Origin of the sequence: Gardnerella sp. KA01002 (genome assembly GCF_049244015.1) — a bacterium.
GTDB classification, from domain to species: Bacteria; Actinomycetota; Actinomycetes; order Actinomycetales; family Bifidobacteriaceae; genus Bifidobacterium; species Bifidobacterium vaginale.
In genome coordinates, this window is the sequence record NZ_CP058365.1 from 1,374,206 (window position 1) to 1,398,446 (window position 24,241).

The window sequence follows — 24,241 nt, forward strand, 5'->3', positions numbered from 1 at the left end:
CAATAGCAAACCAATGTTAAAACAATAAAACCAAAGAGAATCGGGAATAAACCAGTGTGATGCTTCCCTACAAAACACCACACCAGTCGTTGAGCGCAAACCCTAAATAAGGTGGTAAATAATGCTTAGTGACGCATCTTGCGAACAGCAGCACCCATACCAGCAAGCATAGAAGCAGCCAAAGCAGTCAAAGCAACACCAACACCAGCATTACCAAGCTTCTCGCCAGACTTACCATGACCATTGCCACCCTTAGCAGCAAGCTCACCCTTAGCAGCAGCCTTACCAGCAGCAGCTGGAGCAGCAGCCTGAGCCTTAGCAACCTCAGTCTTCTTAGCAGAAGCCTGAGCAGCAGGACCAAACTTACCATTCAAAGCATCAGCATAAATCTGCTTCGTACCAGGAACAGCTGGGAAATCAGCAGCCAAAGGATCAGAAGTCACAACAGGAGGAAGAGCAGCAGGATTCACACCCAAACGAACCGCATCATTATAAGCATCCTTATACTCAGCCAAAGCCTTGTTATAAGCAGCAACAGCAGCGAAAGCAGCATCACGAGCAGCATTAAACTCAGCTTCAGCCTTCTGCTCAGCATCAAAAGCACGCTGCTCATGAGCATGAGCACGGTTCAAAGCATCACGAAGAGCAGTTTCCTTAGCAGAATTATTCTCACCAGAAGCCAAGAAATCAGTCAAATCCTGGTTAGCCTTCTCAGCAGCAGCCTTACGAGCAGCAAGCTCAGTCATAGTCTCAACAAGAGTCTTCCTCTTAGCAGCATAATCAGCCTTCTTCTCAGCAAGATTATTATCAGCCTCATCCAAAGCAAGCTTAGCCTTATACACGTAATGAACAGCAAGCTTCTTCTTAGCAGCATCAGACAAGTTCAACTTACCAAGATCCTTGATCTTCTGATCAGGAGTGGTAGTATCGTCCTTCTTGTCATCCTTCTTAGGAGCCTGCTTGTCGTCTTGCTTTGGAGTACCATCAGGATTCTCCTGACGCAAAGTACCATCTTCCTTAAGGAATGGATGATATGACTCACCATACTGGGAATGCTCATAAAGATCCTCAGCAGCCTTAGCATCCTTAGCATCCTTAGCATCCTGAAGCCTCTTAGCAAGATCAGCTGCAGAGAAATCAGCTTCAGCCCTGCGGAGAGCAACATTAGCCTTACGCAACTCAGCCTTCTTAGATGCAAGAGTTGCATTAGCATTGGTCATAGCTTCAAACGAAGGCTTGCCAGCATTATCCTGCTTGTACTTTTCTTCAGTATTTCCTTGAGTCTTCAAGAATGTAGCAAGACCATCATTGTACTTCTTGGTTGCTTCAGTTGCTGTATTCTCAGCAGTTGTAACTGCAGCCTGAGCCTCAGCAACCTTAGCCTCAGCACCAGTCTTAACAGTTAAAGCCTCTGCATAAACCTTGTCAGTGTATTCACCAGCGAATGCTGGGGTTGCCATTGCGAAGCCGGCAAGCAAAGTAGCGCCAGCAGCGAAAGCGGCGATAGCTTTCTTATTCATCATTTTAATTTCCTTTCTTCTTCTCCTCCGTGCAGGTACACGAAGAAAAATCTTAAACATCCAACAACATTCAAAACATTGCGGATAACCACCATCTAGAGCATCTAGCTAGCAGCTGTTATTAACATACCCCCCCCCCGTTTAAAAAAGTCAAGAGGCAACCACACAAAACAAACAGAAAAAAATAATGTTACACACAAACTAATCCACAATAAAAACTATTTTCACCATAATATTTGTGGATTAACACTAATAAAACCGTAAAAACACATTGTTTCAAGCTTTTTAAAGAATTTTCCCAGACTTTTCTCAGGAAACTTCTCAAGCAAGAACATTAACACTATAAAACCATTGAAAAATCAACATTCCATACAACCCACACGCGCAACACGCCGACACCACACCAACACAACACCTACTATCCCGCGTTTGTTCCCTTTTTTAGCAAATATGACAACAAATGCGGGCAAAAAGAAACGAAAGCAAGAACATTTTCCCGAGATTGTTTACGTATTTGGCGATTTTGGAAACAATATCGGGCGAAAAGAAACAAACGCAGGCAAAAATACACAAACGCAAACAAAAAGGGCTTCTAGCCAATCGCTAGAAACCCTGCTTGCGGATGAAGCGAGATTTGAACTCGCGGAGGGTGTAACCCTCACACGCTTTCGAGGCGTGCTCCTTAGACCGCTCGGACATTCATCCATTTTGCGCAAACTGCAAAATGCAGAAAGAAACGCAACTTTTCAATTGTAAACCAACCCTAGAATATACACAAATTTGTGTTGAGAATTTTGCAAACAATCAATCAAGTTCTTCAAGAGTTCGACGAGCGCGAATCGCATTAGCCCTAACTTCAAGTTGATCTTTCGGAGGATATTCAACATATTCCAAAGTCAAACCATTAGACGCAATAGGACCAGTAGATCCTTCTCGAATCGGATTTTCAATCTTATCCTTAAACCAGTCAACAGAACGCTTACCGCAACCAACTTGTACACAAGCCTGAACAAGAGAACGAACCATATTATGTGCAAACGCATCAGCAACAATAGTAAACTCAATCAAACCGTGCTCAATAGGTGGAATATTGCCAGTTGATCTAGAAGCAATAGACGAACCAACAGGCGCGCAACCATCCAAACAAACGCGATTCCAAACCGCTTTTTTAACGCAGCGAATCGTAGTTCCACCAGGATTTGGACGAGCAAAAGACCCAAAATCATGCAAACCAACAATCATCTGTGCTGCCTGATTCATAGAATTGACATCTAAATCGTAATCAATTTGCAACACAAAACCACGCATACGCGGATCCAAATTCTCGCGATTTGCCGCATCACTAATCCTATACACGTATGTGCGGTCAAGCGCAGAAAAACGAGCATCAAAACCGCTTGGTGCAATGCTTACACTGTGAATCGAAATATCTTTAGGCAAAACCCCACGAAGCCTATATTCTAAAGCTTTTACAGGCGTCAAATTTGTGTGACCGACGCAATTTTGTAAAATATCATCTTCTACATCTAAATGACAAACCTGATAAGAAGCATGAACGCCAGTATCCGTGCGCCCAGCAACTGTTAGTCGAAGCGGAAAACAAGAATCGCCATCATGTACACGCAAAACTTTATATAAAGCGTCTTCCAAAGTGCCTTGAACTGTTCTTAAATTCGGCTGCCTAGCCCAACCGTAAAAATCACCGCCATCATAAGCTAAATCTAAACGAAGACGCATCAAAAAAACCTTCCAAAAAATTATACAATTATTAGAAAAAAAAAACCGAATATTAGTCGCCTTAGTCGCCCTAGTCGCCAGACTGCAACAATAATCTTTTCAATTCTTATGTTCTGATCCACCAACACCAGTAAACGCACTCATAATATTACGAATTAACTCATAAGTCTTTGAATCCATATGCGTTGCTATGCTCAATATTTTCGGCAAAAGCTCCGACCAATGCGCAGAAATTTCATCAAAAGTAGGATATCCTAAGCTAGTTAAAGCGTTGTAAACACTATCGATTCTGCGTTTTCTTTCTTCGAAAGGCAAATTCAACATCCAATCATTAGCAGCTTTAGAAACAGCAAGCGCACGCGGAGTTACATGATCACAATAGTCAAAATCTCCATCTTTAACCTGCCAATACATGCCAAAATGTTGCATCAATCCAATAGAATCAGCAAGCGTAACCTTATACGGTACGCCAGTATCCATAATCAATCCAATAAAAGCAGATTGTGGAACGACTTTTTCGATTCTGGAAACAACACGAGAAAAAACCTTTGGATCAACAACATCCGAGCCAAAACTAGGACCGTCCATAGAATAAATTTTACTGACAAGATCACCAAGTTGTTGATTTTCTGCATCCAAACGCATTGCCGCATATGCAGCCATATTCCCGCCTTTTGAATGACCCACAACAAAAATATTAGAATCATTATTTTGATTCACAATATCGTTTTGCAGCGTATCAGCTTGCGACATATCAGCTTGCTCTGGCTTCTTCCCAAACAAATTCGCAAAATAACCAAAAATTCTATGAAAAATATTATTCTTAACGCTACTATTGCAATAATTTTTATGCACACGCCTTGCTATCGAGAGCAAATATTCTGCAGCAGACTCTTGTGCGGGAACTGGGCAGCGAAAAGCCATATTAAAATCTTCCTTCCACCCAACAAGAGTGTTATCAGTCCCCCTGAAAGCAACAACAAAACATCTATAGCCAACACAATCAGTCAAATCAAAAGTAACTGCAGCAAACTGCTGTTCACACGAATCATCAACCTTCGACTCATCAAAACGCTCAAGAACCTCGCCGACTCGCATTCCCCTATATCGCGGACTAGCTGCAACAGCGAGAAGAAGACTCTTACGAAAATCATCAACTTTAGCTGAACCAGAGCTAAACATTGAAGAAAAATCCTCACCGCGAAGCAATTCGCTTAAAGGAACGGTTGCTAGTGCGTTAGAATCGTCATTATACTTTGGAATCGATTCAGGCATGCAAACATACGCCAACTCGCATAAAATAAGCGAATCTACGGCGTTGAATTTTCTATCTTTAAAGTTAGTAAAATCGTTATTCACTAAATCGAGAATATTTGTCATATTTCAATAATAATTGATACCAGATATAGAAAAGATATATCAGATATAGAAAAACGGGCTGGAGATAAAACTCCAACCCGTTCAATAAATCTAAAACACGACGACTACTCGTAGAAAGATTTACTTACCGATGCATCAAGATGCTAATCTAAGCTACTCGGCTGCTTCTTCTTTAGCAGCAACTTTAGCAGCAGACTCAGCTTCCTTAACGACAGCCTTCTTTGGGCTTACTGGCTCAACAACAAGCTCAATAATAGCTTGTGGAGCAGTATCACCACGACGAGGAGCCATCTTAACGATGCGGGTATAGCCACCTTCACGCTGCTTCATCTGCTCAGCAATTTGAGTGAAAAGCATGTGAACAACGGACTTATTGCGGATCACGCGCAACACACGGCGGCGCGAATGCAAGTCGCCACGCTTAGCGAATGTTATCAAACGCTCAGCAAGTGGACGAAGACGCTTTGCCTTTGGCAAAGTAGTCACAATACGACCGTGCTGGAAGAGGCTAGTAGCCATGTTGGCCAGCATCAGGCGCTCATGCGCTGGGCTAGAAGCCAGACGAGGCCCTTGTTTCGGTGTAGGCATTATTACTCCTTATTGTCGCAGAATTCAGGTGGGCAAAAACCCGAACATCCAAAAACCACGACGATTGGCGGTGGACTGTTTACTCGTCTTCTGGCGAGAAGAACGTGCCACCTTCGAGATTATTGGCGTCAAAGCCAAGCGGCGAGGCCTTAAGAGACAATCCCATAGACTGCAATTTCTCTTTAACCTCATCGATGGATTTCATGCCGAAATTACGAATATCGAGCAAATCCTGCTCAGTGTGTACTACCAGCTCACCAACAGTGTGGATTCCCTCACGCTTCAAGCAGTTGTAGCTGCGCTGCGTAAGATTCAAATCCTCAATCGGAGTAGCCATCTGAGAATCAACTTCTCCCATGACTGGAGCTGGACCAACTTCAACACCTTCTGCATCGACGTTAAGCTCACGGCAAAGACCAAAAAGCTCAACCAAAGTCGAACCAGCAGATGCAACTGCATCTCGTGGTGTAATAGCTGGCTTAGTTTCCACATCCAGGATGAGCTTATCGAAGTCCGTGCGCTGTTCCACGCGGGTAGCTTCGACCTTATAGCTCACCTTCAAAACTGGTGAGTAGATCGAATCCACTGGAATGCGACCGATTTCGCTGTTTTCCTGCTTATTCATCTGAGCAGGTACATAGCCACGACCGCGCTCCACGGTGAACTCAATTTCAAGCTCACCATCTTCAGCAAGTGTAGCGATATGCATCTCTGGATTGGCAATAGTGACGCCAGCAGGAGGAGTAATATCTCCAGCTGTTGCTTCACCCTTGCCGCTCTTGCGAAGATACATCACTACTGGCTCGTCATACTCACTTGTAAGTACGATACCCTTAATGTTCAGCAGGATTTCAGTGACATCCTCTTCAACACCTGGCAGAGTCGTGAACTCATGGAGAGCACCAGAAATGCGTACCGAAGTTACGGCAGCACCTGGAATGGAGCTCAATAGGGTACGACGCAGCGAATTGCCGAGCGTGTATCCGAAACCTGGTTCCAACGGCTCAATTGTAAAGCGAGAACGCTGGGGATTCAGTGATTCCTCGGTAAGTGTTGGACGCTGTGCGATAAGCACTTTTGTATCCTTTCAGCTTCTGGTCGGTGGTGCACTCGCCGCCCATAAGCGGGTTGGATGGATGGATTCGTAAGAGTGCTCAGACGCGGCGACGCTTTGGTGGGCGAACGCCGTTATGCGCTTGTGGGGTGACGTCGGTAATAGAACCGACTTCAAGACCCGCGGACTGAAGGGAACGGATAGCGGTTTCACGACCGGAACCTGGACCCTTAACAAACACGTCGACCTTCTTCAGGCCATGTTCCATTGCCTTACGAGCAGCAGACTCAGCAGCCATACCTGCAGCGTAAGGAGTCGACTTGCGGGAACCCTTAAAGCCGACATCGCCACCGGAAGCCCAAGAAAGGACTGCACCCGATGGATCGGTGATGGAAATAATCGTGTTATTGAATGTTGATTTAATATGCGCCTGCCCAACCGGTACCGACTTGCGGTCCCGGCGACGCGGCTTGCGCGAGGCTTGCTTTGCAGCTGCCATTGACCCTCGTTTCCTAATGACGAATTAGTTGGTATGTCTAGGCGATGAGAATTAACTCGTGGCCTAGAGCCGACCACCGACTACTATCTGGTGGCCTTCTTCTTCCCGGCGACAGTACGCTTCGGACCCTTACGAGTACGAGCATTAGTCTTAGTACGCTGACCACGCACAGGAAGACCCTTGCGATGACGCTGGCCTTGATAGCAGTTGATCTGAATCTTACGACGAATGTCTGCATCGATTTCACGACGCAAATCGCCTTCAATCTTATAATTAGCTTCAAGATAATCACGCAAAGTGATTAACTGTTCATCCGTAAGATCCTTGACGCGAGTATCCGGATTAACACCGGTCGCGGCAAGCGTTTCCTTAGCGCGAGTACGGCCTACACCAAAAATGTAGGTGAGGGCAATCTCAATGCGCTTCTCATTGGGAATATCTACTCCGGCAAGACGTGCCATTGTAATTCCTTTACTATTACGCAGGTCGTGCACCAAGTCTCCCGCAATCCTGCGGCCTGGGCCTGCGCACCCAGGGTTCAGCTTTAGCTGCGACTTAGCGCCTTATCCTTTATCTTCGCGGTGGGGATCCACTCAGCCCTGACGCTGCTTATGACGTGGGTTGATGCAAATCACCATGACGCGACCGTGACGGCGGATCACGCGGCAATTTTCGCAGATCCTCTTCACGCTAGGGCTGACCTTCATGGTTTTCCTTTGCTTGTACCTTTACTTATAGCGGTACGTAATACGACCACGGTTCAAATCATAAGGGCTCATCTCCAGCACAACACGATCTTGAGGAAGAATACGAATATAATTCTTACGCATCTTTCCAGAAATCGTAGCCAGTACAATGTGCTCGTTCTCAAGCTGAACGCGAAACATCGCGTTTGGCAGTGCTTCAACTACCGTGCCTTCGACTTCAATCACACCGTCTTTTGCCATGAGCCTCGTTCCGTTCCTTGGACGTACTACTTTACGTATCCGAAGACACGCCAATCTTCTATGATACAGTAAATGCGCCCAATACAACACTCGGCGTGTCGCAAAAGGCGCATTATAAATACGAGAAAATCTAAATTTTAAATAAATCTCATACCAAAGACTCAACTATGCGATTGTTGATTTCAGCAATATCGCCAACACCATCAACCTCAACAAGCTGACCACGGCTTTCATAAATATCAAGAAGAGGAGCAGTTTCCTTCTCGTAAGTTTCCAAACGAGTAGCAATTACCTCAGGAGTATCATCTGAACGACCCTGCTCAATTGCGCGCTTCTTCATACGCTCAAGCAAAACCTCACGCTCCGCTTCAAGAGCAACAACGTGATCCAAAGGAGTACCAAGCTCCTCAAGCATAAGATCCAAAGCCTTAACCTGAGACGCATTACGTGGATATCCATCAAGAATCCAGCCATTCTTAGCATCATCCTGAGCAAGACGATCCTTAACAATGCTATTTGTCAATTCATCTGGAACAAGCTCACCCTTATCAAGATAACCCTGAACCTTCTTACCAAGCTCCGTTTGATTCTTCAAGTTGTAACGGAAAATATCGCCAGTAGAAATAGCAGGAATCCCATAATGCTCTGCAAGCAAAGCAGCCTGAGTGCCCTTACCAACGCCCTGTGGTCCCATAATTAGCAATCGCATATTAATCTCCTTGTTTCTTTATGCTCCATCGCAAATCTTAACAACAAAACCTATCTAGTAATACTATTTAGCAACTTGCTTACTATCGTTATGATCAAACAAGAATCCAGCATATTGGAACTGCTCGGTCTGAGCCTTGGCTTGACGCAAAGTATCCAAACCAACACCTGCGATAATAAGAATCGTAGTACCACCAAATGGAAGCTTCATATTAAGGTGCAAAGACATAATCAAAACTGTTGGAATCAACGCTACGAATAGCAAATAGACAGCACCAACAGTGTTTAATCTATTCATGACATAGCTAAGATAGCGACTTGTAGCACTACCAGCACGAATACCTGGAATAAAACCGCCGTATTCCTTCATGTTATCTGCAGTTTCATCTGGATTAAAAGTAATCTCAGTGTAGAAGAAGCAGAAGAACACAATCATAACTGTGTACAAGGCTATGTACCACACAGAAGTAGAGTTTGCTAAATTGGCATTAATCCAACGCACCCAATCCTTACGACTATCACCGAACTGAGCAAGAAGAGTTGGAATAGCAAGAATCGAGGATGCAAAAATTGGTGGGATAACACCACTCATATTGACCTTAAGAGGTAAGTATGTAGAAGAACCGCCATACATCTTACGACCAATCATTCGGCGCGTATACTGTACAGGAATTCTACGCTGAGCAAGCTCCACGAAATCAACAAAAATAAGAATTACAAGCAGAACGCCACCGACAATAGAGAACTTGGTCCAATCGCCATTAGTACCATTGGTTCCCCAACCAATTTCCCACAGCTTTGGAAGGAAGCCAGAGCAGATAGACATGAAGATTAACACTGACATGCCCTGACCAATACCCTTATCCGTAATAAGTTCTGCCATCCACATGATCAAACCAGTGCCACCAGTCATAATCAAAACCATAACCAGTAAGCTCCACATAGAGCCATCTGGAATAACCTGACCACACTGATAATTAAATAGTGCACCAGAACGTGCAGTAACCAAAATGGTTGTGGACTGTAAAATTGCCAAGCCAATAGTCAAATAACGAGTGTACTGAGTAAGCTTTGTTTCTCCAGACTGACCTTCCTTGTGAAGAGCCTCAAAACGAGGAATCACAACCCTAAGCAGCTGAATAACAATAGACGCCGTAATATAAGGCATAACGCCCAATGCAAAAATAGACAGCTGCAAAAGCGAACCACCAGAGAACAGGTTCACCAAACCAATAAAGTTTTCACTAGAAGAGGCAAGCTTAGCTGTGCAAGCACGTATAACTTTGTAATCAACGCCAGGAATTGGAATAAAGGAACCAATTCTGTAGATGATAATCATTGCGAAGACGAAGAGGATCTTATTCCTCAACTCCTTCGTCCTGAAGGCCTGGATTAACGTTTTCACCTGGGTCTTCCTCCCTTTTTTGCGCTACGATCTAGGCGCAACAGTAAAAAAACAAACTCTGAGGCAATAGTTTATATCACGGTGCATACCGATACAGTCATTCCGTGAGTTTAGACAATAAAAAATAATCCCTCCAGCCAAAACTAGAGGGATTATTAAACAGTCAAATCACTGCGTTAATTAGCATTATCAGCTGAGTACATTACTCTTCGCTAACAGAGCCACCAGCAGCTTCAATCTTGGCCTTAGCAGATGCAGAAGCTTTAACTCCCTTAAGAGTCAAAGCAACCTTAAGATCGCCATCACCCAAAACCTTAACTGGGTAACCATCACGCACAGCGCCCTTAACTACCAAATCAGCAACAGTAACTTCGCCACCATTTGGGAAGAGCTCTTCGAGGGCTGCAACATTAACAACCTGGAACTCTTTCTTGAATGGGCTCTTAAAGCCACGAAGCTTAGGCAAACGCATGTAAAGTGGAAGCTGGCCGCCTTCAAAGCCTGGACGAACTTGGTAACGCTTCTTCGTACCCTTATCGCCACGACCCGAAGTCTTACCCTTAGAGCCTTCACCACGACCCACGCGAATGCGATCCTTCTTAGCTCCTGGAGCTGGACGCAACGTGTGCATGTGCAACATTGGTTCTTCATTAGCCATAATCAGTCAACCTCCTCAACGCTCAGCAAGTGGCGAACGGCCATAACCAAGCCACGATTGACTGGATTGTCCTCGCGAACAACGCTCTGGCCAATCTTGTGAAGACCGAGAGTTTGAACGTTCGCGCGCTGACGCTCGGTGGAATGAACCAAACCGTGCACCAGAGTGATCTTCAAGTTAGCCATCACTCACCATCCTTTGCTTGGGCAGCCTTAGCAGCCTGAGCTTCTTCACGAGCCTTGCGAGCTTCGGCAATGCCTGCAGCGCGCTCACGAAGCAATGCGTCTGGTGCAACTTCCTCGAGGGAAAGTCCACGACGAGCGCAAATCTCCTCTGGCTCTTCAAGCTTCTTCAAAGCATCCACAGTAGCGCGAACCACGTTAACAGCGGTTGCAGAGCCCATGGACTTGGTGAGGATATCGGTAATGCCAGCGCACTCCATAACAGCACGCACAGCGCCACCAGCAATTACACCAGTACCTGGAGCAGCTGGACGAAGCAAAACTGTGCCAGCAGCATCGTGACCCAACACAGGGTGGGTTACGGTACCACGAATACGTGGAACAGTGAACATATGCTTCTTAGCATCAAGCTGACCCTTAGCGATAGCTGCTGGAACTTCGCGAGACTTACCGTAGCCAACACCAACAGTGCCCTTACCGTCGCCAACAACAACAAGTGCTGCAAAGCTAAAGGTACGACCACCCTTGTGAGTCTTGGAAACACGGTTAATAGTAACTACGCGATCCAGAAGCTCTTCGCCGCGGTTTTCTTCACGACGGTTACGACGCTCTCCGCGCTTACCTTCGCCCTTAGAGCGACGGGAACGGCGATCGTCAGTACGCTCCTCGGCGGATGCCTGAGTGTTCTGAGTTTCTTCAGCCACTTGGGTTTCCTTTTCGTTATCGCTCACAGTGCTAGACCTCCCTGACGGGCGCCTTCAGCTACTGCTGCGACGCGACCATGATACTTATTACCGCCACGATCGAAGATTACAGCGGTAATACCCGCTTCCTTCGCCTTGGCAGCGATTAACTCGCCAACCTTGGTAGCAGCTTCAGTCTTCGTACCAGTAAAACCAGCGAAGTCAGAAGTCAAGGTGGAAGCGCTTACAAGGGTAAGACCCTTAGTGTCATCCACAATCTGAGCAACCATGTGACGGTTAGAACGAGAAACTACCAAACGTGGGCGCTCTGGAGTTCCAGAAATGCGCTTACGAAGACGGGCGTGACGACGCAAACGCGCGACTTTGGTACCCTTACCGAAAATCTTAACGCTCATATCACTTACCAGCCTTTCCAGCCTTGCGCAAAATACGCTCATCGCTGTACTTAATGCCCTTACCCTTATAAGGTTCTGGAGCACGCAGCTTGCGAATGTTAGCGGCAGCCTGACCAACGGCCTGCTTGTCAGTACCCTTGACGATTACCTGATTTGCGTTTGGCAATTCAAACTCAATACCCTCAGGTGGCTGAACGGTAATAGTGTGAGAATATCCGAGTGAGAACTCAATGCCCTTACCCTTCATCACAGCACGATAACCAGTTCCAACAATGTCCAAAGTCTTGGTGTAGCCTTCATGCACACCCTTAACCATGGACGCTACGATTGCACGAGCCAAACCGTGCTTTGCACGAGTTGGACGCAAATCATCAGCTGGGGTTAAAACGATCTTGCCATCAGCAACTTCAGCGGTAATACCTTCTGGAATTACATAGGAATCAGAACCCTTAGCGCCCTTAGCACTAAAGGACTGACCTTCAATCTTTACTTCCACGCCTGCAGGAATGTCGACGGGGAGCTTACCAATATGCGATGCCATTTTCAGCTCTCCTTTCTCACCATACGTAGGCGACGATTTCGCCGCCAATGCCTCTGTCGAGGCATTCCTTCTGAGTCAACAATCCCGAGCTGGTCGAGATAATAGCGATACCGAGACCACCAAGAGGCATAGGCAAAGAATCAGACTTTGCGTAACGACGCAAGCCTGGCTTAGAAATGCGCTTGATGCCCTGGATGGAACGCTGACCATTGGAGCCATACTTTAATGTGACTTCCAAAGTCTGTCCAACCTTGGCTTCCTTAGCAGCAAAGTCTTTAATATAGCCTTCACGCTTCAGAATCTCGGCGATATTCGCCTTGAACTTGGAGTACGGCATTTCCACGGTATCGTGCTTTGCCGCGCTCGCATTACGCAGACGTGTCAACATGTCTGCGATAGGATCTGTCATTGTCATGTTGGGCTAACGCCCTTTCTCGCCGTGGTTTCCACCGCCTGTTTTAGTTATTCTTAAAGCAGTGGACCTTCAGCGTCGATATTTACCAACTGGACTTCGTAACACCCGGCAACTCACCGCGATGTGCCTTTTCACGAAGGCATACACGGCACAGACCGAACTTGCGATACACGGAGTGAGGACGACCACAAACCTGGCAACGCGTATAAGCGCGCACCTTGAACTTCGGCTTAGCGGCCGCCTTGTTTTTCAGAGCGGTTTTTGCCATATCAGTTCTCCTTGAATGGGAAACCGAGGTGCTTAAGTAGCGACTTCGCTTCCACATCGTCCTTGGTGGTGGTCACCACGGTGATGTCCATACCACGCTGATGATCAATCGAATCAGGATCAATCTCGTGGAACATTGACTGCTCCGTAAGACCAAAGTTATAGTTACCCTGACCGTCGAACTGGTTGCCATTAATACCACGGAAATCGCGGATACGTGGCAAAGCCAGAGTGAGCAAACGATCCAAGAATTCCCACATACGATCACCACGAAGAGTTACGTAAGCGCCAATAGCCTGACCTTCGCGCAAATGGAACTGCGCAACAGATTTCTTAGCTTTAGTAACCTTTGGCTTCTGACCAGTGATCAAAGTGAGATCCTTAATCGCACCTTCGATAAGCTTGGAATCGCGAGCTGCAGCGCCAACGCCCATAGAGACGACGACCTTCTGCAAACGAGCCACCTGCATAGGATTAGTGTGGCCAAATTCCTTTTCCAAAGCTGGAACGATTTGATCATTGTATTGCTGCTTTAAGCGCGGAGTTGCCGGCGCCTCAACTGTAGTATCGGTCATGCCAGCTCCTTTCCGGACTTCTTAGCTACACGCACGCGCACGGTCTTTACTTTGCCGTCGCGAGCTTCTTGCTTAACAATCACGCCCACGCGGGTTGGTTGCTTGGTCTCTGGGTCAATCACCATAACGTTAGAACGGTGAATTGGAGCCTCAACAGAGACGATGCCTGCCTGCTGACCCTGCTGGGTAGCACGCACATGCTTCTTAACAACCTGAACACCCTCGACGATCAAACGGTCTTCGGCGAGTACACGAAGTACTTTGCCTTCCTTACCGCGATCCTTGCCGCGGATAACCTTTACCTGGTCGCCGGACTTAATCTTGGCTACCATCTCAGATCACCTCCGGGGCGAGGGACACAATCTTCATGAAGCGCTTATCACGCAATTCACGACCGACTGGTCCAAAGATACGAGTGCCCTTTGGTTCACGGCCAGAGCCGAGAATAACAGCGGCGTTCTCGTCGAACTTAATATAGGAACCATCAACACGACGATGTTCCTTGACAGTACGGACGACGACAGCTTTAACTACGTCGCCTTTCTTGACCGACCCGCCAGGAATAGCATCCTTAACGGAGGCGACGATGATGTCGCCGATGCCGGCATAGCGTCGCTTCGATCCACCGAGCACGCGGATGGCAAGCAATTCCTTAGCACCCGTGTTGTCGGCGACATGAAGCCGCGTTTCCTGCTGAATCATTGATTCTCCTTAGTCGAGCTGGTTCTCCCCGCTCACCCGTACCTACTAAACAACAGGCACAGGTGAAGCGCGGAGCCTTGCTGAACTTGTTTACTTGGCGCGCTCGATAATCGAGTCGAGACGCCAACGCTTGGTCTTGCTCAAAGGCCGAGTTTCCATGATACTCACGAGATCGCCAATATGCGCCTCATTGTGTTCATCATGTGCCTTGACCTTGCGTGTGGAGCGGACGACTTTACCGTAAAGTGGGTGTGTCGAACGCTGCTCCAGCTCCACGGCAATTGTCTTGTCCATGGCCTCGGACACGACGTAGCCGCGACGAACCTTGCGGAAGTTGCGCTCTTGGTTCTCAGCCATGCTTACTTCTCCTTGACCTCAGTGGCGCCAGGCTCTTGGCTGATGCCGAGTTCACGCTCACGCAGGATAGTATACATCCTGGCTATGTCGTGCTTGACCGCCTTGAGGCGAGCGCTGTTTTCGAGTTGACCAGTTGCTGCCTGGAAGCGCAAGTTAAAAAGCTCTTCCTTAGACTTCTTTAAGAAGCCTTCGATTTCAGCATTAGTCTTCTCGTTTAAATTCTTGATGGTGTAGTCTGCAGTTCCGACTGGCATCAGATGTCACCGCCTTCACGCGCAATAACACGGCATTTCATTGGGAGCTTGTCGATAGCGCGGCGCAAAGCCTCGCGAGCGACGTCCTCAGAAACACCACCGATCTCGAACATTACACGACCTGGATGGATGTTAGCAATCCAGAATTCTGGAGCGCCTTTACCGGAACCCATTCGTGCACCAAGCGGGTGCTTGGTTAATGGACGATCAGGGAAAACCGTAATCCACACGCGACCACCACGCTTAATATAGCGGGTCATTGCGATACGGGCTGCCTCGATCTGACGGTTAGTGATGTACGCCGGAGCCAGCGCCTGAATACCGAAATCGCCGAAAGCGATAGCGGTTCCACCCTTAGACATGCCGCTACGGGTAGGACGGTGCTGCTTGCGATATTTAGTCCTTTTTGGGATAAGCATCTGCTCACTCCTTCGTTTCCGTTGCGGCAGGAGCTTCAGCAGCTGCAGCTTCAGCTGGCTTCTCAGCCTGTGCTTCGGCAGCCTTCTGCTGGTTGGCAGAGCGTGCGCCACGACGTGGACGACGATCGCCACGGCGACCTTCACGCTTACCCTGCTGGGCCTGCTGCTCTTCGAACTCACGCTCGGTCATATCACCCTTATAAATCCATACCTTTACGCCGATACGGCCGTAGGTAGTCTTAGCTTCAAAGAAGCCGTAATCAATAAGGGCACGCAGGGTCTGCAGTGGAACGCGACCCTCACGATAGAACTCAGAACGGCTCATTTCGGCGCCACCAAGACGACCAGAGAGCTTAATACGGATACCCTTTGCACCTGCGCGCATTGCATCCTGCTGTGCTTTACGCATAGCGCGACGGAATGTAACGCGATTGGTTAACTGTTCCGCAATTCCCTGAGCAACCAATTGAGCGTCAAGTGCAGCATTCTTCACTTCGAAAATGTTGAGCTGTACTTGCTTACCAGTGAGCTTCTCAAGCTTTGCACGAACACGCTCGGCTTCTGCGCCACGACGACCGATAATAATACCTGGACGAGCGGTGTGAATATCAACACGAACGCGGTCACGAGTACGCTCGATAACGATGCGGGACACGCCTGCACGTTCGAGGTCATGGCTCATTTCCTTGCGAATCTTGTCATCCTCAAGGACGAAGTCACGGTAACGCTCGCCGGCTTTAGTAGAATCAGAGAACCACCTAGAGCGATGATTCTCGGTAATGCCCAGGCGATAGCCGAAAGGATTGATCTTCTGACCCATCTTTAGCGATCCCCTTCCTTAAGCGAGACGATAACAGTGATATGGCTTGTGCGCTTGTTAATGCGCGCAGCGCGACCTTGTGCACGAGCGCGGAAACGCTTAAGCGTTACACCCTCATCCACATAGGTTTCCTTGATGACCAAGTCTTGCTCACGGAATGGTTCTCCAGCCTTTTCAGCCTTAACGCGAGCGTTAGCGATCGCGCTTTCAAGAACCTTACGCACTGGTAAAGATGCGTCCTGAGGAGCAAACTTCAAAATGGTAATAGCTTCGCTTGCACGCTTGCCTCGGATGAGGTCGACCATGCGGCGAGCCTTGCGCGGCGTCACACGTACGTGACGAGCGATTGCTTTAGCTTCCATGTGTCCTAACTCTCCTTTAGCGGCGTGCTTTCTTGTCGTCCTTCACATGACCCTTGAAGGTCTTGGTTGGGGCGAATTCACCGAGCTTATGACCAACCATTGCTTCGGTAACGAATACCGGCACATGCTTGCGGCCATCGTGTACGGCAAAGGTGTGTCCAATGAAATCAGGAGTGATCATCGAACGACGCGACCACGTCTTGATGACGTTATGCGTGCCCTTGTCGTTTTGTTCGTCGACTTTCTTCTGTAAGTGGGCGTCGACGAAAGGGCCCTTCTTGATGCTACGAGTCATCTGTTCGACACTCCCTTACTTGCGGTTCTTACCATTCGGACGACGACGAACAATCATCTTGTTCGAAGCCTTCTTCGGACGGCGGGTACGAACCTCGCCCTTGCCCCATGGAGAAACAGGTGGTTTACCACCACGGGTACGACCACCATGAGGGTGATCAACAGGGTTCATAGATTCGCCTCGGGTGATTGGCCTGCGACCAAGCCAACGAGCACGACCTGCCTTACCAAGCTCGATATTAGCGTGGTCAGAGTTGCCAACCTCGCCGATTGTAGCGCGGCAACGAGCGTCCACGTTACGAATTTCGCCAGATGGCATACGCAACTGAGCGTAAGCGCCATCCTTAGCTACGAGCTGAACGGCAGCACCTGCGGAGCGTGCAATCTTTGCGCCACCAAGTGGACGAAGCTCAATTGCGTGCACCACGGTACCAGTTGGGATGTTCTTAAGAGGCAAGTTGTTGCCTGGCTTAATATCAGCCTGAGCGCCAGTCTCAATAACATCTCCCTGGGAAATGCCTTCAGGAGCGATAATGTAGCGCTTCTCACCATCTGCATAATGCAACAATGCGATGCGAGCGGAACGATTAGGGTCATACTCAATATGAGCAACCTTTGCTGGCACGCCATCCTTGTCCCAACGCTTAAAATCGATGAGACGATACTGACGCTTGTGTCCGCCGCCGCGATGGCGGGAAGTCATGCGACCGTAAGAGTTACGACCGCCAGTTTTGCTGAGTTTGCGTACCAACGACTTTTCAGGAGTGGAACGCGTAATCTCGGAGAAGTCCGAAACGGATGCGTTACGACGTCCTGCAGTCGTAGGCTTATAAACGCGGATAGCCATAATGTAGTATTCCTTTACTTTTCTCGGCTAGCCTTCAGTTACCAAAGATATCGATTGTCTGGCCCTGTGCCACGGTGACAATAGCACGCTTCTGATTCACACGACGACCGAAGCCGGTGCGAGAGCGCTTAAGCTTGCCAGCGCGATTCAAGGTGTTAACATTCGTTACCTTGACTTTGAAGATTTCTTCGATAGCCTGCTTGATCTGAACCTTGTTAGCATTTGGAGCTACCACGAAGGTGTACTGACCACGATCGGAAGCTGCATAGCTTTTTTCAGAAACAACTGGCTTTAAAATGATGTCATGTGCTGGGTTATGGACTGCGACCATTTAAATCAGGCCTCCTTAACTTCAGGCTCGGTCTTAGCTGCAACGAAGGCTTCGAAACCTTCCTTGGAGAAGACTACGTACTGAGCGGTGATGACATCGTAGGTGTTGAGCTGATCAGCGAAGATCACATGCACCGTTGGAATGTTACGAACAGACATCCACTCATTGATGTTTTCACGAGAGAGAACAACAGTGGTGAACTGATCCTTAGTTACTGGTGTAAGTGCTGCAACTGCTGCTTTGGTGGATGGAACATCCTTAATACCAAAGTCCACAACTGCAATGCGACCAGCATTTGCACGATCCGAAAGAGCATAACGAAGAGCAGCTGCCTTCATCTTCTTTGGAGTACGCTGATCATACTTGCGAGGAACTGGACCATGTACAACACCACCATGCACCCACTGTGGAGCACGAATGGAGCCTTGACGAGCACGTCCGGTGCCCTTCTGCTTCCATGGCTTCTTACCGCCGCCAGATACATTAGCGCGATTCTTAACCGCGTGAGTACCCTGTCGAGCAGCAGCAAGCTGAGCAATAACGACCTGATGAACCAATGGACCGTGAGCCAAAACGTCTTCGTTGGAGATGCCGAAAATCTCAGCAGGAGCTTCAACAGTTCCGTTTGCATTGCCCTTGGTGTCAGTTACGTTCAGAGTTACGTTTGCCATTTAAATCAGGCTCCCTTCACTGCCGAACGGACGAGAACGATAGCACCTTTAGGTCCTGGAATAGCACCCTTAATAGCTAAAATACCGTTCTCAACATCCGAAGAAACGATTGTGAGGTTGAGCGCAGTAGAAGTCACATGACCCATGCGACCAGCCATACGCTTGCCCTTCAAAATGCGGCTTGGAGTTGCACATGCGCCCACAGAACCTGGACGACGTTCATTCTTGTGCGAGCCGTGAGTACGACGGTAAGACTTGAAGCCCCAACGCTTGATTGTGCCAGCAAAGCCTTTACCCTTTGTAGTACCCGTTACGTCGACTTCGGCACCTTCAGCAAATACTTCAGCGGTCAATTCTTGACCTGGCTTGTAATCTGCTGCATTTTCAGTGCGCACCTCAGCGAGGTGACGACGAGGAGTCACGCCAGCCTTTGCAAAGTGACCAGCCAATGGCTTGGTAACCTTGGTAGGATCAATCTGGCCATAACCGAGCTGTACGGCGCAATAACCGTCAGTTTCTTCGGTCTTAACAGCGGTAACTACGTTAGTAGCGACCTCAACCAGAGTTACGGGGACAAAAAGGCCGTTTTCATCCCAAACCTGGCTCATGCCCAGCTTACGGCCGAGCAAAGCAGTGCGATTCTTATTTTGCGACATTATTTACCCCCCTTCCTACAGCTTAATCTCGATATTTACATCCGCAGGCAGGTCAATGTGCATCAAAGAATCCACAGCCTTTGGCGTTGGATCAACGATGTCAATGAGGCGCTTATGAGTGCGCATCTCGAAATGCTCGCGAGAATCCTTATATTTGTGAGGAGAACGGATAACAACAAACACGTTCTTCTCGGTCGGCAGAGGAACCGGACCCACTACTGTGGCGCCCGCGTTCGTCACCGTCTCGACGATTTTCTTCGCCGATTGGTCGATGACCTCATGGTCATAGGACTTAAGCCTGATGCGGATTTTCTGTCCCGCCATTGCCGTCCGCCCTTTCTAGCGATTCGTTTACTGTTTACCAACCTGTATTAAAGGGCACCGGGAGAATAGACACTAAAGGTCATTCCACATCAGTGCGCAGCCTACAAAAATCAACAAAAATTGCGATTTCTGTTTCTGCGCTCGCTTTTTTGAATTACAATATGCGAGCCTTAAAAACAGGCAACTAAGTAATTAAACCATCAACCTTGGATTAACAAAAATCGGGCGTGTCGGCTATTTTCCAACGAAAAATGGCAGAAAACTACAGCTAGTGCAGCCTCTGCCATTTGCAACTAAATATACAATAATTATTCAATAATCATCTAAATAATCATTCGAAAATCACTTAAATAATTATTCAATAATCACTTAGATTCGCGCTCCAAACGCATACGATGTCCTTCTTCTTGGGAAACACCATAATACGCTGCAATCGCAATATCTTTCATATCTTCGATTTGAGGAATACGAGGATTTGCAGGAGCGCACTGATCTTCGTAAGCACGCATGCCAATCTGATCCAACAAAGACCAATAGTATTCTTCATCCACACCGCATGCCTTAAACGAAGCATCCATACTAAGAAGATTATCTCGATAATTTTCAACAGCGCGCGCCAAATTCTCAACGCCCTCTTGAGGAGTTTTACCAGGATCTATGCCAAGATTCTTTGCAATCTGCTGGTATCGCTCCGGAGCGATGTAGCGATTGTACTTTGGCCAGCTTGTAGGCTCTTGTGGAATTTGACCATTGTAGCGAATCACATAAGGCAGCAAAATTGCATTCGTGTGGCCGTGAGCAACATGGCACAAAGCTCCGATTGTATGCGCCATTGCGTGGCACATACCAAGGAACGCCGAACCAAACGCCATTCCAGCCATAGTAGCCGCATTATGCATTTTTTCTTGAGCTTGAATCTTGCGTTCGGAATTATTGGAATTCACAGAATCGTTAAGATTATCCCAAATCAACTTTGCTGCATGCAATGCCATTGCGTCCGTAAAGTCGTTAGCATAAACAGAAGCAAAAGCTTCCATAGAGTGCGTCAAAGCGTCAAAACCAGAATCGCAAGCCAAGCGACGAGGCTGTGTGCGTGCCAAAACTGGATCCACGATTGCCACTGAAGGCGTAATTGCGTAGTCAGTAATCGGGTACTTGTAGCCAGTCTTATGATCTGTAATAACTGCAAACGGAGTAACTTCCGATCCTGTTCCAGAAGACGTTGGTACACAAATCAAGCAAGCCTTTTTACCAAGAGGCGGAATCTTAAATGCGCGCTTTCTAATATCGAAGAACTTTTCGCGCAAATCAGCGAAGGAAATTTCTGGATGCTCGTAAAGAAGCCACATAATTTTTGCAGCATCCATAGGAGATCCGCCGCCAACAGCAATAATCGTATCTGGTTGGAACTCTTCGCGCATCATTTCCGCGCCGCGCTCAACAGTTTCAACGCTTGGCTCTGGCTCAACGTAGTCAATAATCCTAAACGTTACGCGATTGTCTCTAGCGCGAAGCTGATCAATTACCTTGTCTATAATGCCAAGCTGCTCCATAACTTTATCGCACACAATAACTGCGCGCTCAATGCCATACATGTCTCGCAAATAGCGAACAGCATTCGGCTCAAAATACGTTTTGGCCGGAATCTTGAACCATTGCATATTGTTATTCCTTCGCGCTATGCGCTTTATATTAATAAGATTTACTGCTTGAACGTTTCCAGAAACAGAGTTTCCACCATAAGAACCACAGCCCAAAGTGAGAGAAGGTGCGATTGCGTTGTAGATGTCACCAACACCACCCAAAGATCCTGGGGAGTTCCAAATGATTCGGCAAGCGTGCATGCGGCTGCCATATTCGCGAGCAAGCTGCTGATTATTAGTGTGAATCACAGCAGTGTGACCAGCTCCGTGAACAAGCATCTTCTCGCACATTTCAAAGCCTTGTTCCTTATTTTCAGCGCGAAGCAAAGCATGAACAGGAGCCAACTTTTCCATTGTTAGAGGCTCCATCTCGCCAACTTCCTTGCACTCGGCAATAAGTATCACAGCATCTTCTGGAATCTCAAACCCAGCTTCATGCGCAATATATTGAGGAGATTTTCCTGGAACAACTGAATTAAGCTTAGGAGTTTGACCTGAATACGAAGTGCAACCAAACATATACTGTTCAAGTTTCGCTTTTTCATCGGCATTAACGAAATATGCTTTTCTGCGCTTCAATTCCTTTAACAATGGCTCATACACGTCTTTATGCGCAATAATCGCCTGCTCTGTTGCGCAAATCATACCGTAATCAAAATGCTTTGAAAGCACCAAATCGTTTGCAGCGCGCACAACATCTACGTCCGCATCAACATATGCTGGAGCGTTTCCTGCACCAACGCCAAGTGCTGGCTTTCCCGAAGAATAAGCAGCTTTAACCATTCCAGGACCGCCTGTTGCAAGAATTGTTGCAACATCTGGGTGCTTCATTAAAGCTCCCGTAGCTTCGATTGATGGATGTTCAATCCACTGAATGCAATTTTCTGGCGCGCCTGCTTCTATCGCTGCATCGCGCACAACTCTTGCCGCTTCTGCGGAGCATTTTTGAGCGAATGGATGGAAGCCAAAAATAATTGGGCAACGAGTTTTAAGAGCAATTAGCGATTTAAAAATGGCTGTAGATGTTGGGTTTGTGACTGGAGTCACGCCTGCTACTATGCCAACTGGCTCAGCGATTTCATCGATTCCAAGAACATCATCTTCGCGAATAATGCCTACTGTGCGCTGGCCTGCAAGATAATGGGTAATGTGTTCGCATGCAAAAATGTTTTTTGTGGCTTTATCTTCAACTAATCCTCTGCCTGTTTCTTCAACAGCCATTTTTGCTAAGACTAAATGCTTGTTTAACGCTGCAATAGACGCTTTTGCTACTATTCTGTCTACTTGCTCCTGATTTAATTTTTCAAACTCTTCTAAAGCAACCTTTGCTTTTTTAGCTAATTCATCTACTTCTCGTTTGGCTGCTAATGCGGCTTGCTCTTTTTCATCAAGCACTGTTTCTTGCGCCTTTTCTTGCGCCTGCGCCATTTGGTCCTCCTCGATCATTCATATATTTTTATATTTACATTTCATATGCAGACATTTACATGAAGAATCTTCTTTATAAACACATCTTAAATGTCTAACAATGTGATACAGTTCACAATCTACTTGATTTACTGTACTATTTTGGATTTGCAGCGAGTTGCGCTATTTATGAGCGAGGTTTATCCTCTAATGTTCGTTATTTGTTATTATTTGTGACTATTTATGTGCGATTATCCTCTAAATTTTCTAGAATGTTAGATTTAATGATTACTTATAAACGATTAATAACATTTAGAACATTCAACCGCATTAGATACAAAAATGGCTTCCAGCAAAAGCCAGAAGCCATTGAAAATATAAATTCTTCGCAGCTTAACGCTTTGAGAACTGAGGTGCACGACGTGCCTTGTGCAAACCAGCCTTCTTGCGCTCCACAACGCGAGCGTCGCGAGTCAAGAAGCCAGCCTTCTTCAAGGAAGCACGGTTTGCATCACGGTCAATAGCATTCAAAGCACGAGCAACACCCAAACGGATTGCACCTGCCTGACCAGTGGTACCGCCACCATCTACCAAGACGACAACGTCGAACTTACCTTCAAGCTTCAAAAGCACAAATGGGGAATTAACTTCACGCTGCAATAAGCGAGATGGGAAGTATTCCTCAAGAGCGCGACCATTAATAGTCCACTTGCCAGTACCTGGAATCAAACGAACGCGAGCAACGGCTTCCTTACGACGACCAGTGCCATAGCCTGGAGCAACAGCAGAAGTACCAGTGCCTGCACCAGCGTTTGTCTCAGTTGTATAGCTAGTCAGTTCTTCTTCATTCTCAAGAACCGCGGAGTTGTTGTTATCTACCATAATCATATTCTCCTTACGATTCACTTAGCCTGCTGAGAGACCTGAGAGATCTCGAAGACCTGTGGTTTTTGTGAAATATGAGGATGCTCAGCACCAGTGAACACACGAAGGCGATCAAGCTGAACCTTAGCAAGACGATTCTTTGGAAGCATTCCCCTCACAGCGGAAACGATGATGCGCTTTGGATTCTTCTCCAAAAGCTCAGCATAGCTGTCGCGACGAAGTCCACCTGGACGACCAGAGTGAGAATACAATTCCTTGCTCAACTTATTGCCAGTTAAAGCAATCTTATCTGCATTAATGATAATGACGTGATTGCCAGAATCAGCATGAGGAGCAAATGTTGGCTTATTCTTACCACGCAGCAAAATGGCTACCTGGGAAGCCAAACGACCAAGCACCACATCAGTGGCGTCGATAATATACCAGTCATGAGTTAAATCTGCTGGTTTCGGTGTGAAAGTCTTCACAATCGTACCTTTTCTCTATTGTGTTTCGAGCTTTATATCTTCTTGGTTTATAGGAGATATGCTGCTCATAATCCGTGGGCTCCCTGAAAGTCCTCGATGGCGAGTGGGAAAAGCGCTTTGAAGGACCCCTTAGGGAAACACAACAATCTGCAAGTATATCGCCATATGACGACTATTTGCAAGTTTCTATTTTACATACAATGCGGACTGCAACGCTCGCGAATATC

General features: G+C 47.2%; 35 protein-coding genes and 1 tRNA gene. All 36 read right to left on the bottom strand.

All coding sequences use genetic code 11. The features are described from left to right. Positions 1-125 precede the first annotated feature (125 nt). The 36 genes from HXT60_RS05230 to rplM all read right to left on the bottom strand — a co-directional run bounded on the left by HXT60_RS05230 (position 126) and on the right by rplM (position 24,014). Positions 126-1,523, bottom strand: coding sequence for a hypothetical protein (locus tag HXT60_RS05230; RefSeq protein ID WP_421790961.1), 1,398 nt, complete (start codon positions 1,521-1,523; stop codon positions 126-128). 616 nt (positions 1,524-2,139) lie between these two features. Further along, positions 2,140-2,225: transfer RNA gene (locus HXT60_RS05235), tRNA-Ser, on the bottom strand. A gap of 99 nt (positions 2,226-2,324) precedes the next feature. Further along, positions 2,325-3,257: a tRNA pseudouridine(38-40) synthase TruA gene (truA, locus tag HXT60_RS05240; protein WP_004116034.1), complete on the bottom strand. Its 933-nt coding sequence runs from the start codon at positions 3,255-3,257 to the stop codon at positions 2,325-2,327. 99 nt (positions 3,258-3,356) lie between these two features. Beyond that, positions 3,357-4,637, bottom strand: a complete 1,281-nt coding sequence (locus tag HXT60_RS05245; RefSeq protein ID WP_014554349.1) for an Mbeg1-like protein — start codon at positions 4,635-4,637, stop codon at positions 3,357-3,359. Positions 4,638-4,790: 153 nt separating this feature from the next. Further along, positions 4,791-5,225: a 50S ribosomal protein L17 gene (gene rplQ / locus HXT60_RS05250; protein ID WP_004114389.1), complete on the bottom strand. Its 435-nt coding sequence runs from the start codon at positions 5,223-5,225 to the stop codon at positions 4,791-4,793. Between the two features lie 79 nt (positions 5,226-5,304). Beyond that, positions 5,305-6,300: a DNA-directed RNA polymerase subunit alpha gene (locus HXT60_RS05255; RefSeq protein WP_004114387.1), complete on the bottom strand. Its 996-nt coding sequence runs from the start codon at positions 6,298-6,300 to the stop codon at positions 5,305-5,307. 79 nt (positions 6,301-6,379) lie between these two features. Then, positions 6,380-6,778: a 30S ribosomal protein S11 gene (gene rpsK / locus HXT60_RS05260; protein WP_004105468.1), complete on the bottom strand. Its 399-nt coding sequence runs from the start codon at positions 6,776-6,778 to the stop codon at positions 6,380-6,382. Between the two features lie 83 nt (positions 6,779-6,861). Then, positions 6,862-7,239, bottom strand: a complete 378-nt coding sequence (gene rpsM, locus HXT60_RS05265; protein WP_004105472.1) for a 30S ribosomal protein S13 — start codon at positions 7,237-7,239, stop codon at positions 6,862-6,864. A 132-nt stretch (positions 7,240-7,371) separates the two neighbouring features. Continuing rightward, positions 7,372-7,485, bottom strand: coding sequence for a 50S ribosomal protein L36 (gene rpmJ, locus HXT60_RS05270; RefSeq protein WP_003842636.1), 114 nt, complete (start codon positions 7,483-7,485; stop codon positions 7,372-7,374). A 21-nt stretch (positions 7,486-7,506) separates the two neighbouring features. Then, a complete protein-coding gene (gene infA / locus HXT60_RS05275; protein ID WP_004105485.1) occupies positions 7,507-7,725 on the bottom strand; it encodes a translation initiation factor IF-1 in 219 nt (72 codons plus the stop codon). Between the two features lie 148 nt (positions 7,726-7,873). Continuing rightward, a complete protein-coding gene (locus HXT60_RS05280; protein WP_004114385.1) occupies positions 7,874-8,434 on the bottom strand; it encodes an adenylate kinase in 561 nt (186 codons plus the stop codon). Positions 8,435-8,497: 63 nt separating this feature from the next. After that, entirely contained in the window at positions 8,498-9,838 is a 1,341-nt protein-coding gene (gene secY, locus HXT60_RS05285; protein ID WP_004116039.1) for a preprotein translocase subunit SecY, read from the bottom strand. A 202-nt stretch (positions 9,839-10,040) separates the two neighbouring features. After that, positions 10,041-10,496 (bottom strand): 50S ribosomal protein L15, encoded by a 456-nt coding sequence (gene rplO / locus HXT60_RS05290; protein ID WP_004114381.1) that lies wholly within the window; start codon positions 10,494-10,496, stop codon positions 10,041-10,043. A gap of 2 nt (positions 10,497-10,498) precedes the next feature. Further along, on the bottom strand, positions 10,499-10,681 hold the full coding sequence (gene rpmD / locus HXT60_RS05295) for a 50S ribosomal protein L30 (protein ID WP_004114379.1): 183 nt from the start codon (positions 10,679-10,681) through the stop codon (positions 10,499-10,501). Beyond that, positions 10,681-11,409 (bottom strand): 30S ribosomal protein S5, encoded by a 729-nt coding sequence (gene rpsE, locus HXT60_RS05300; protein ID WP_004114377.1) that lies wholly within the window; start codon positions 11,407-11,409, stop codon positions 10,681-10,683. Before rpsE ends, rpmD begins: the two co-directional genes overlap by 1 nt. Continuing rightward, a complete protein-coding gene (gene rplR / locus HXT60_RS05305) occupies positions 11,406-11,777 on the bottom strand; it encodes a 50S ribosomal protein L18 (RefSeq protein WP_004114376.1) in 372 nt (123 codons plus the stop codon). Before rplR ends, rpsE begins: the two co-directional genes overlap by 4 nt. Position 11,778: 1 nt before the next feature. Further along, positions 11,779-12,318: a 50S ribosomal protein L6 gene (gene rplF / locus HXT60_RS05310; protein WP_004114374.1), complete on the bottom strand. Its 540-nt coding sequence runs from the start codon at positions 12,316-12,318 to the stop codon at positions 11,779-11,781. A gap of 16 nt (positions 12,319-12,334) precedes the next feature. Continuing rightward, positions 12,335-12,733 carry a 30S ribosomal protein S8 gene (rpsH, locus tag HXT60_RS05315; protein WP_004114372.1) on the bottom strand — a complete coding sequence of 133 codons (399 nt, stop codon included), beginning with the start codon at positions 12,731-12,733 and terminating at the stop codon, positions 12,335-12,337. Positions 12,734-12,815: 82 nt separating this feature from the next. Next, the gene (locus HXT60_RS05320) at positions 12,816-13,001 is read right to left on the bottom strand and encodes a type Z 30S ribosomal protein S14 (RefSeq protein WP_004114370.1); all 186 of its coding nucleotides are present in this window, start codon (positions 12,999-13,001) and stop codon (positions 12,816-12,818) included. A gap of 1 nt (position 13,002) precedes the next feature. Then, on the bottom strand, positions 13,003-13,575 hold the full coding sequence (gene rplE, locus HXT60_RS05325) for a 50S ribosomal protein L5 (RefSeq protein WP_004114368.1): 573 nt from the start codon (positions 13,573-13,575) through the stop codon (positions 13,003-13,005). After that, a complete protein-coding gene (gene rplX / locus HXT60_RS05330) occupies positions 13,572-13,907 on the bottom strand; it encodes a 50S ribosomal protein L24 (protein ID WP_004114367.1) in 336 nt (111 codons plus the stop codon). Before rplX ends, rplE begins: the two co-directional genes overlap by 4 nt. A gap of 1 nt (position 13,908) precedes the next feature. After that, a complete protein-coding gene (gene rplN / locus HXT60_RS05335; protein WP_004114366.1) occupies positions 13,909-14,277 on the bottom strand; it encodes a 50S ribosomal protein L14 in 369 nt (122 codons plus the stop codon). Positions 14,278-14,367: 90 nt separating this feature from the next. Then, complete coding sequence (gene rpsQ, locus HXT60_RS05340) at positions 14,368-14,634, bottom strand: 30S ribosomal protein S17 (RefSeq protein WP_004114365.1); 267 nt, start codon at positions 14,632-14,634, stop codon at positions 14,368-14,370. A 2-nt stretch (positions 14,635-14,636) separates the two neighbouring features. Next, positions 14,637-14,888 (bottom strand): 50S ribosomal protein L29, encoded by a 252-nt coding sequence (gene rpmC, locus HXT60_RS05345; protein WP_004105502.1) that lies wholly within the window; start codon positions 14,886-14,888, stop codon positions 14,637-14,639. Further along, complete coding sequence (gene rplP, locus HXT60_RS05350; protein WP_004114362.1) at positions 14,888-15,307, bottom strand: 50S ribosomal protein L16; 420 nt, start codon at positions 15,305-15,307, stop codon at positions 14,888-14,890. The genes rpmC and rplP overlap by 1 nt, the downstream gene beginning before the upstream one ends. A gap of 4 nt (positions 15,308-15,311) precedes the next feature. Then, positions 15,312-16,127, bottom strand: a complete 816-nt coding sequence (gene rpsC, locus HXT60_RS05355) for a 30S ribosomal protein S3 (RefSeq protein WP_004114360.1) — start codon at positions 16,125-16,127, stop codon at positions 15,312-15,314. A 2-nt stretch (positions 16,128-16,129) separates the two neighbouring features. Then, positions 16,130-16,489, bottom strand: coding sequence for a 50S ribosomal protein L22 (gene rplV, locus HXT60_RS05360; protein ID WP_004114358.1), 360 nt, complete (start codon positions 16,487-16,489; stop codon positions 16,130-16,132). 16 nt (positions 16,490-16,505) lie between these two features. Further along, the gene (gene rpsS / locus HXT60_RS05365; protein WP_004114357.1) at positions 16,506-16,784 is read right to left on the bottom strand and encodes a 30S ribosomal protein S19; all 279 of its coding nucleotides are present in this window, start codon (positions 16,782-16,784) and stop codon (positions 16,506-16,508) included. Between the two features lie 15 nt (positions 16,785-16,799). Continuing rightward, complete coding sequence (gene rplB, locus HXT60_RS05370) at positions 16,800-17,630, bottom strand: 50S ribosomal protein L2 (RefSeq protein ID WP_004114355.1); 831 nt, start codon at positions 17,628-17,630, stop codon at positions 16,800-16,802. A 34-nt stretch (positions 17,631-17,664) separates the two neighbouring features. Continuing rightward, positions 17,665-17,961, bottom strand: coding sequence for a 50S ribosomal protein L23 (gene rplW, locus HXT60_RS05375; RefSeq protein WP_004114354.1), 297 nt, complete (start codon positions 17,959-17,961; stop codon positions 17,665-17,667). A gap of 5 nt (positions 17,962-17,966) precedes the next feature. Then, positions 17,967-18,632 carry a 50S ribosomal protein L4 gene (gene rplD, locus HXT60_RS05380; protein ID WP_004114353.1) on the bottom strand — a complete coding sequence of 222 codons (666 nt, stop codon included), beginning with the start codon at positions 18,630-18,632 and terminating at the stop codon, positions 17,967-17,969. 5 nt (positions 18,633-18,637) lie between these two features. Then, positions 18,638-19,288: a 50S ribosomal protein L3 gene (rplC, locus tag HXT60_RS05385; protein WP_004116043.1), complete on the bottom strand. Its 651-nt coding sequence runs from the start codon at positions 19,286-19,288 to the stop codon at positions 18,638-18,640. 15 nt (positions 19,289-19,303) lie between these two features. Next, the gene (gene rpsJ, locus HXT60_RS05390) at positions 19,304-19,612 is read right to left on the bottom strand and encodes a 30S ribosomal protein S10 (RefSeq protein WP_003808013.1); all 309 of its coding nucleotides are present in this window, start codon (positions 19,610-19,612) and stop codon (positions 19,304-19,306) included. A gap of 365 nt (positions 19,613-19,977) precedes the next feature. Further along, the gene (adhE, locus tag HXT60_RS05395) at positions 19,978-22,683 is read right to left on the bottom strand and encodes a bifunctional acetaldehyde-CoA/alcohol dehydrogenase (RefSeq protein ID WP_004573722.1); all 2,706 of its coding nucleotides are present in this window, start codon (positions 22,681-22,683) and stop codon (positions 19,978-19,980) included. 372 nt (positions 22,684-23,055) lie between these two features. Further along, entirely contained in the window at positions 23,056-23,544 is a 489-nt protein-coding gene (gene rpsI, locus HXT60_RS05400) for a 30S ribosomal protein S9 (RefSeq protein ID WP_004114350.1), read from the bottom strand. Between the two features lie 20 nt (positions 23,545-23,564). Next, positions 23,565-24,014 (bottom strand): 50S ribosomal protein L13, encoded by a 450-nt coding sequence (rplM, locus tag HXT60_RS05405; protein WP_004114349.1) that lies wholly within the window; start codon positions 24,012-24,014, stop codon positions 23,565-23,567. Between the last annotated feature and the right edge of the window lie 227 nt (positions 24,015-24,241).

What these genes read in the sequence shown, in the direction of transcription:
- HXT60_RS05230 (WP_421790961.1), bottom strand. Translation starts at nt 1,523, where the DNA reads ATGATGAATAAGAAAGCTATCGCCGCTTTCGCTGCTGGCGCTACTTTG.
- truA (WP_004116034.1), bottom strand. Translation starts at nt 3,257, where the DNA reads ATGCGTCTTCGTTTAGATTTAGCTTATGATGGCGGTGATTTTTACGGT.
- HXT60_RS05245 (WP_014554349.1), bottom strand. Translation starts at nt 4,637, where the DNA reads ATGACAAATATTCTCGATTTAGTGAATAACGATTTTACTAACTTTAAA.
- rplQ (WP_004114389.1), bottom strand. Translation starts at nt 5,225, where the DNA reads ATGCCTACACCGAAACAAGGGCCTCGTCTGGCTTCTAGCCCAGCGCAT.
- rpsK (WP_004105468.1), bottom strand. Translation starts at nt 6,778, where the DNA reads ATGGCAGCTGCAAAGCAAGCCTCGCGCAAGCCGCGTCGCCGGGACCGC.
- rpsM (WP_004105472.1), bottom strand. Translation starts at nt 7,239, where the DNA reads ATGGCACGTCTTGCCGGAGTAGATATTCCCAATGAGAAGCGCATTGAG.
- rpmJ (WP_003842636.1), bottom strand. Translation starts at nt 7,485, where the DNA reads ATGAAGGTCAGCCCTAGCGTGAAGAGGATCTGCGAAAATTGCCGCGTG.
- infA (WP_004105485.1), bottom strand. Translation starts at nt 7,725, where the DNA reads ATGGCAAAAGACGGTGTGATTGAAGTCGAAGGCACGGTAGTTGAAGCA.
- HXT60_RS05280 (WP_004114385.1), bottom strand. Translation starts at nt 8,434, where the DNA reads ATGCGATTGCTAATTATGGGACCACAGGGCGTTGGTAAGGGCACTCAG.
- rplO (WP_004114381.1), bottom strand. Translation starts at nt 10,496, where the DNA reads ATGGCTAATGAAGAACCAATGTTGCACATGCACACGTTGCGTCCAGCT.
- rpmD (WP_004114379.1), bottom strand. Translation starts at nt 10,681, where the DNA reads ATGGCTAACTTGAAGATCACTCTGGTGCACGGTTTGGTTCATTCCACC.
- rplR (WP_004114376.1), bottom strand. Translation starts at nt 11,777, where the DNA reads ATGAGCGTTAAGATTTTCGGTAAGGGTACCAAAGTCGCGCGTTTGCGT.
- rplF (WP_004114374.1), bottom strand. Translation starts at nt 12,318, where the DNA reads ATGGCATCGCATATTGGTAAGCTCCCCGTCGACATTCCTGCAGGCGTG.
- rpsH (WP_004114372.1), bottom strand. Translation starts at nt 12,733, where the DNA reads ATGACAATGACAGATCCTATCGCAGACATGTTGACACGTCTGCGTAAT.
- HXT60_RS05320 (WP_004114370.1), bottom strand. Translation starts at nt 13,001, where the DNA reads ATGGCAAAAACCGCTCTGAAAAACAAGGCGGCCGCTAAGCCGAAGTTC.
- rplE (WP_004114368.1), bottom strand. Translation starts at nt 13,575, where the DNA reads ATGACCGATACTACAGTTGAGGCGCCGGCAACTCCGCGCTTAAAGCAG.
- rplX (WP_004114367.1), bottom strand. Translation starts at nt 13,907, where the DNA reads ATGGTAGCCAAGATTAAGTCCGGCGACCAGGTAAAGGTTATCCGCGGC.
- rplN (WP_004114366.1), bottom strand. Translation starts at nt 14,277, where the DNA reads ATGATTCAGCAGGAAACGCGGCTTCATGTCGCCGACAACACGGGTGCT.
- rpsQ (WP_004114365.1), bottom strand. Translation starts at nt 14,634, where the DNA reads ATGGCTGAGAACCAAGAGCGCAACTTCCGCAAGGTTCGTCGCGGCTAC.
- rpmC (WP_004105502.1), bottom strand. Translation starts at nt 14,888, where the DNA reads ATGCCAGTCGGAACTGCAGACTACACCATCAAGAATTTAAACGAGAAG.
- rplP (WP_004114362.1), bottom strand. Translation starts at nt 15,307, where the DNA reads ATGCTTATCCCAAAAAGGACTAAATATCGCAAGCAGCACCGTCCTACC.
- rpsC (WP_004114360.1), bottom strand. Translation starts at nt 16,127, where the DNA reads ATGGGTCAGAAGATCAATCCTTTCGGCTATCGCCTGGGCATTACCGAG.
- rplV (WP_004114358.1), bottom strand. Translation starts at nt 16,489, where the DNA reads ATGGAAGCTAAAGCAATCGCTCGTCACGTACGTGTGACGCCGCGCAAG.
- rpsS (WP_004114357.1), bottom strand. Translation starts at nt 16,784, where the DNA reads ATGACTCGTAGCATCAAGAAGGGCCCTTTCGTCGACGCCCACTTACAG.
- rplB (WP_004114355.1), bottom strand. Translation starts at nt 17,630, where the DNA reads ATGGCTATCCGCGTTTATAAGCCTACGACTGCAGGACGTCGTAACGCA.
- rplW (WP_004114354.1), bottom strand. Translation starts at nt 17,961, where the DNA reads ATGGTCGCAGTCCATAACCCAGCACATGACATCATTTTAAAGCCAGTT.
- rplD (WP_004114353.1), bottom strand. Translation starts at nt 18,632, where the DNA reads ATGGCAAACGTAACTCTGAACGTAACTGACACCAAGGGCAATGCAAAC.
- rplC (WP_004116043.1), bottom strand. Translation starts at nt 19,288, where the DNA reads ATGTCGCAAAATAAGAATCGCACTGCTTTGCTCGGCCGTAAGCTGGGC.
- rpsJ (WP_003808013.1), bottom strand. Translation starts at nt 19,612, where the DNA reads ATGGCGGGACAGAAAATCCGCATCAGGCTTAAGTCCTATGACCATGAG.
- adhE (WP_004573722.1), bottom strand. Translation starts at nt 22,683, where the DNA reads ATGGCGCAGGCGCAAGAAAAGGCGCAAGAAACAGTGCTTGATGAAAAA.
- rpsI (WP_004114350.1), bottom strand. Translation starts at nt 23,544, where the DNA reads ATGGTAGATAACAACAACTCCGCGGTTCTTGAGAATGAAGAAGAACTG.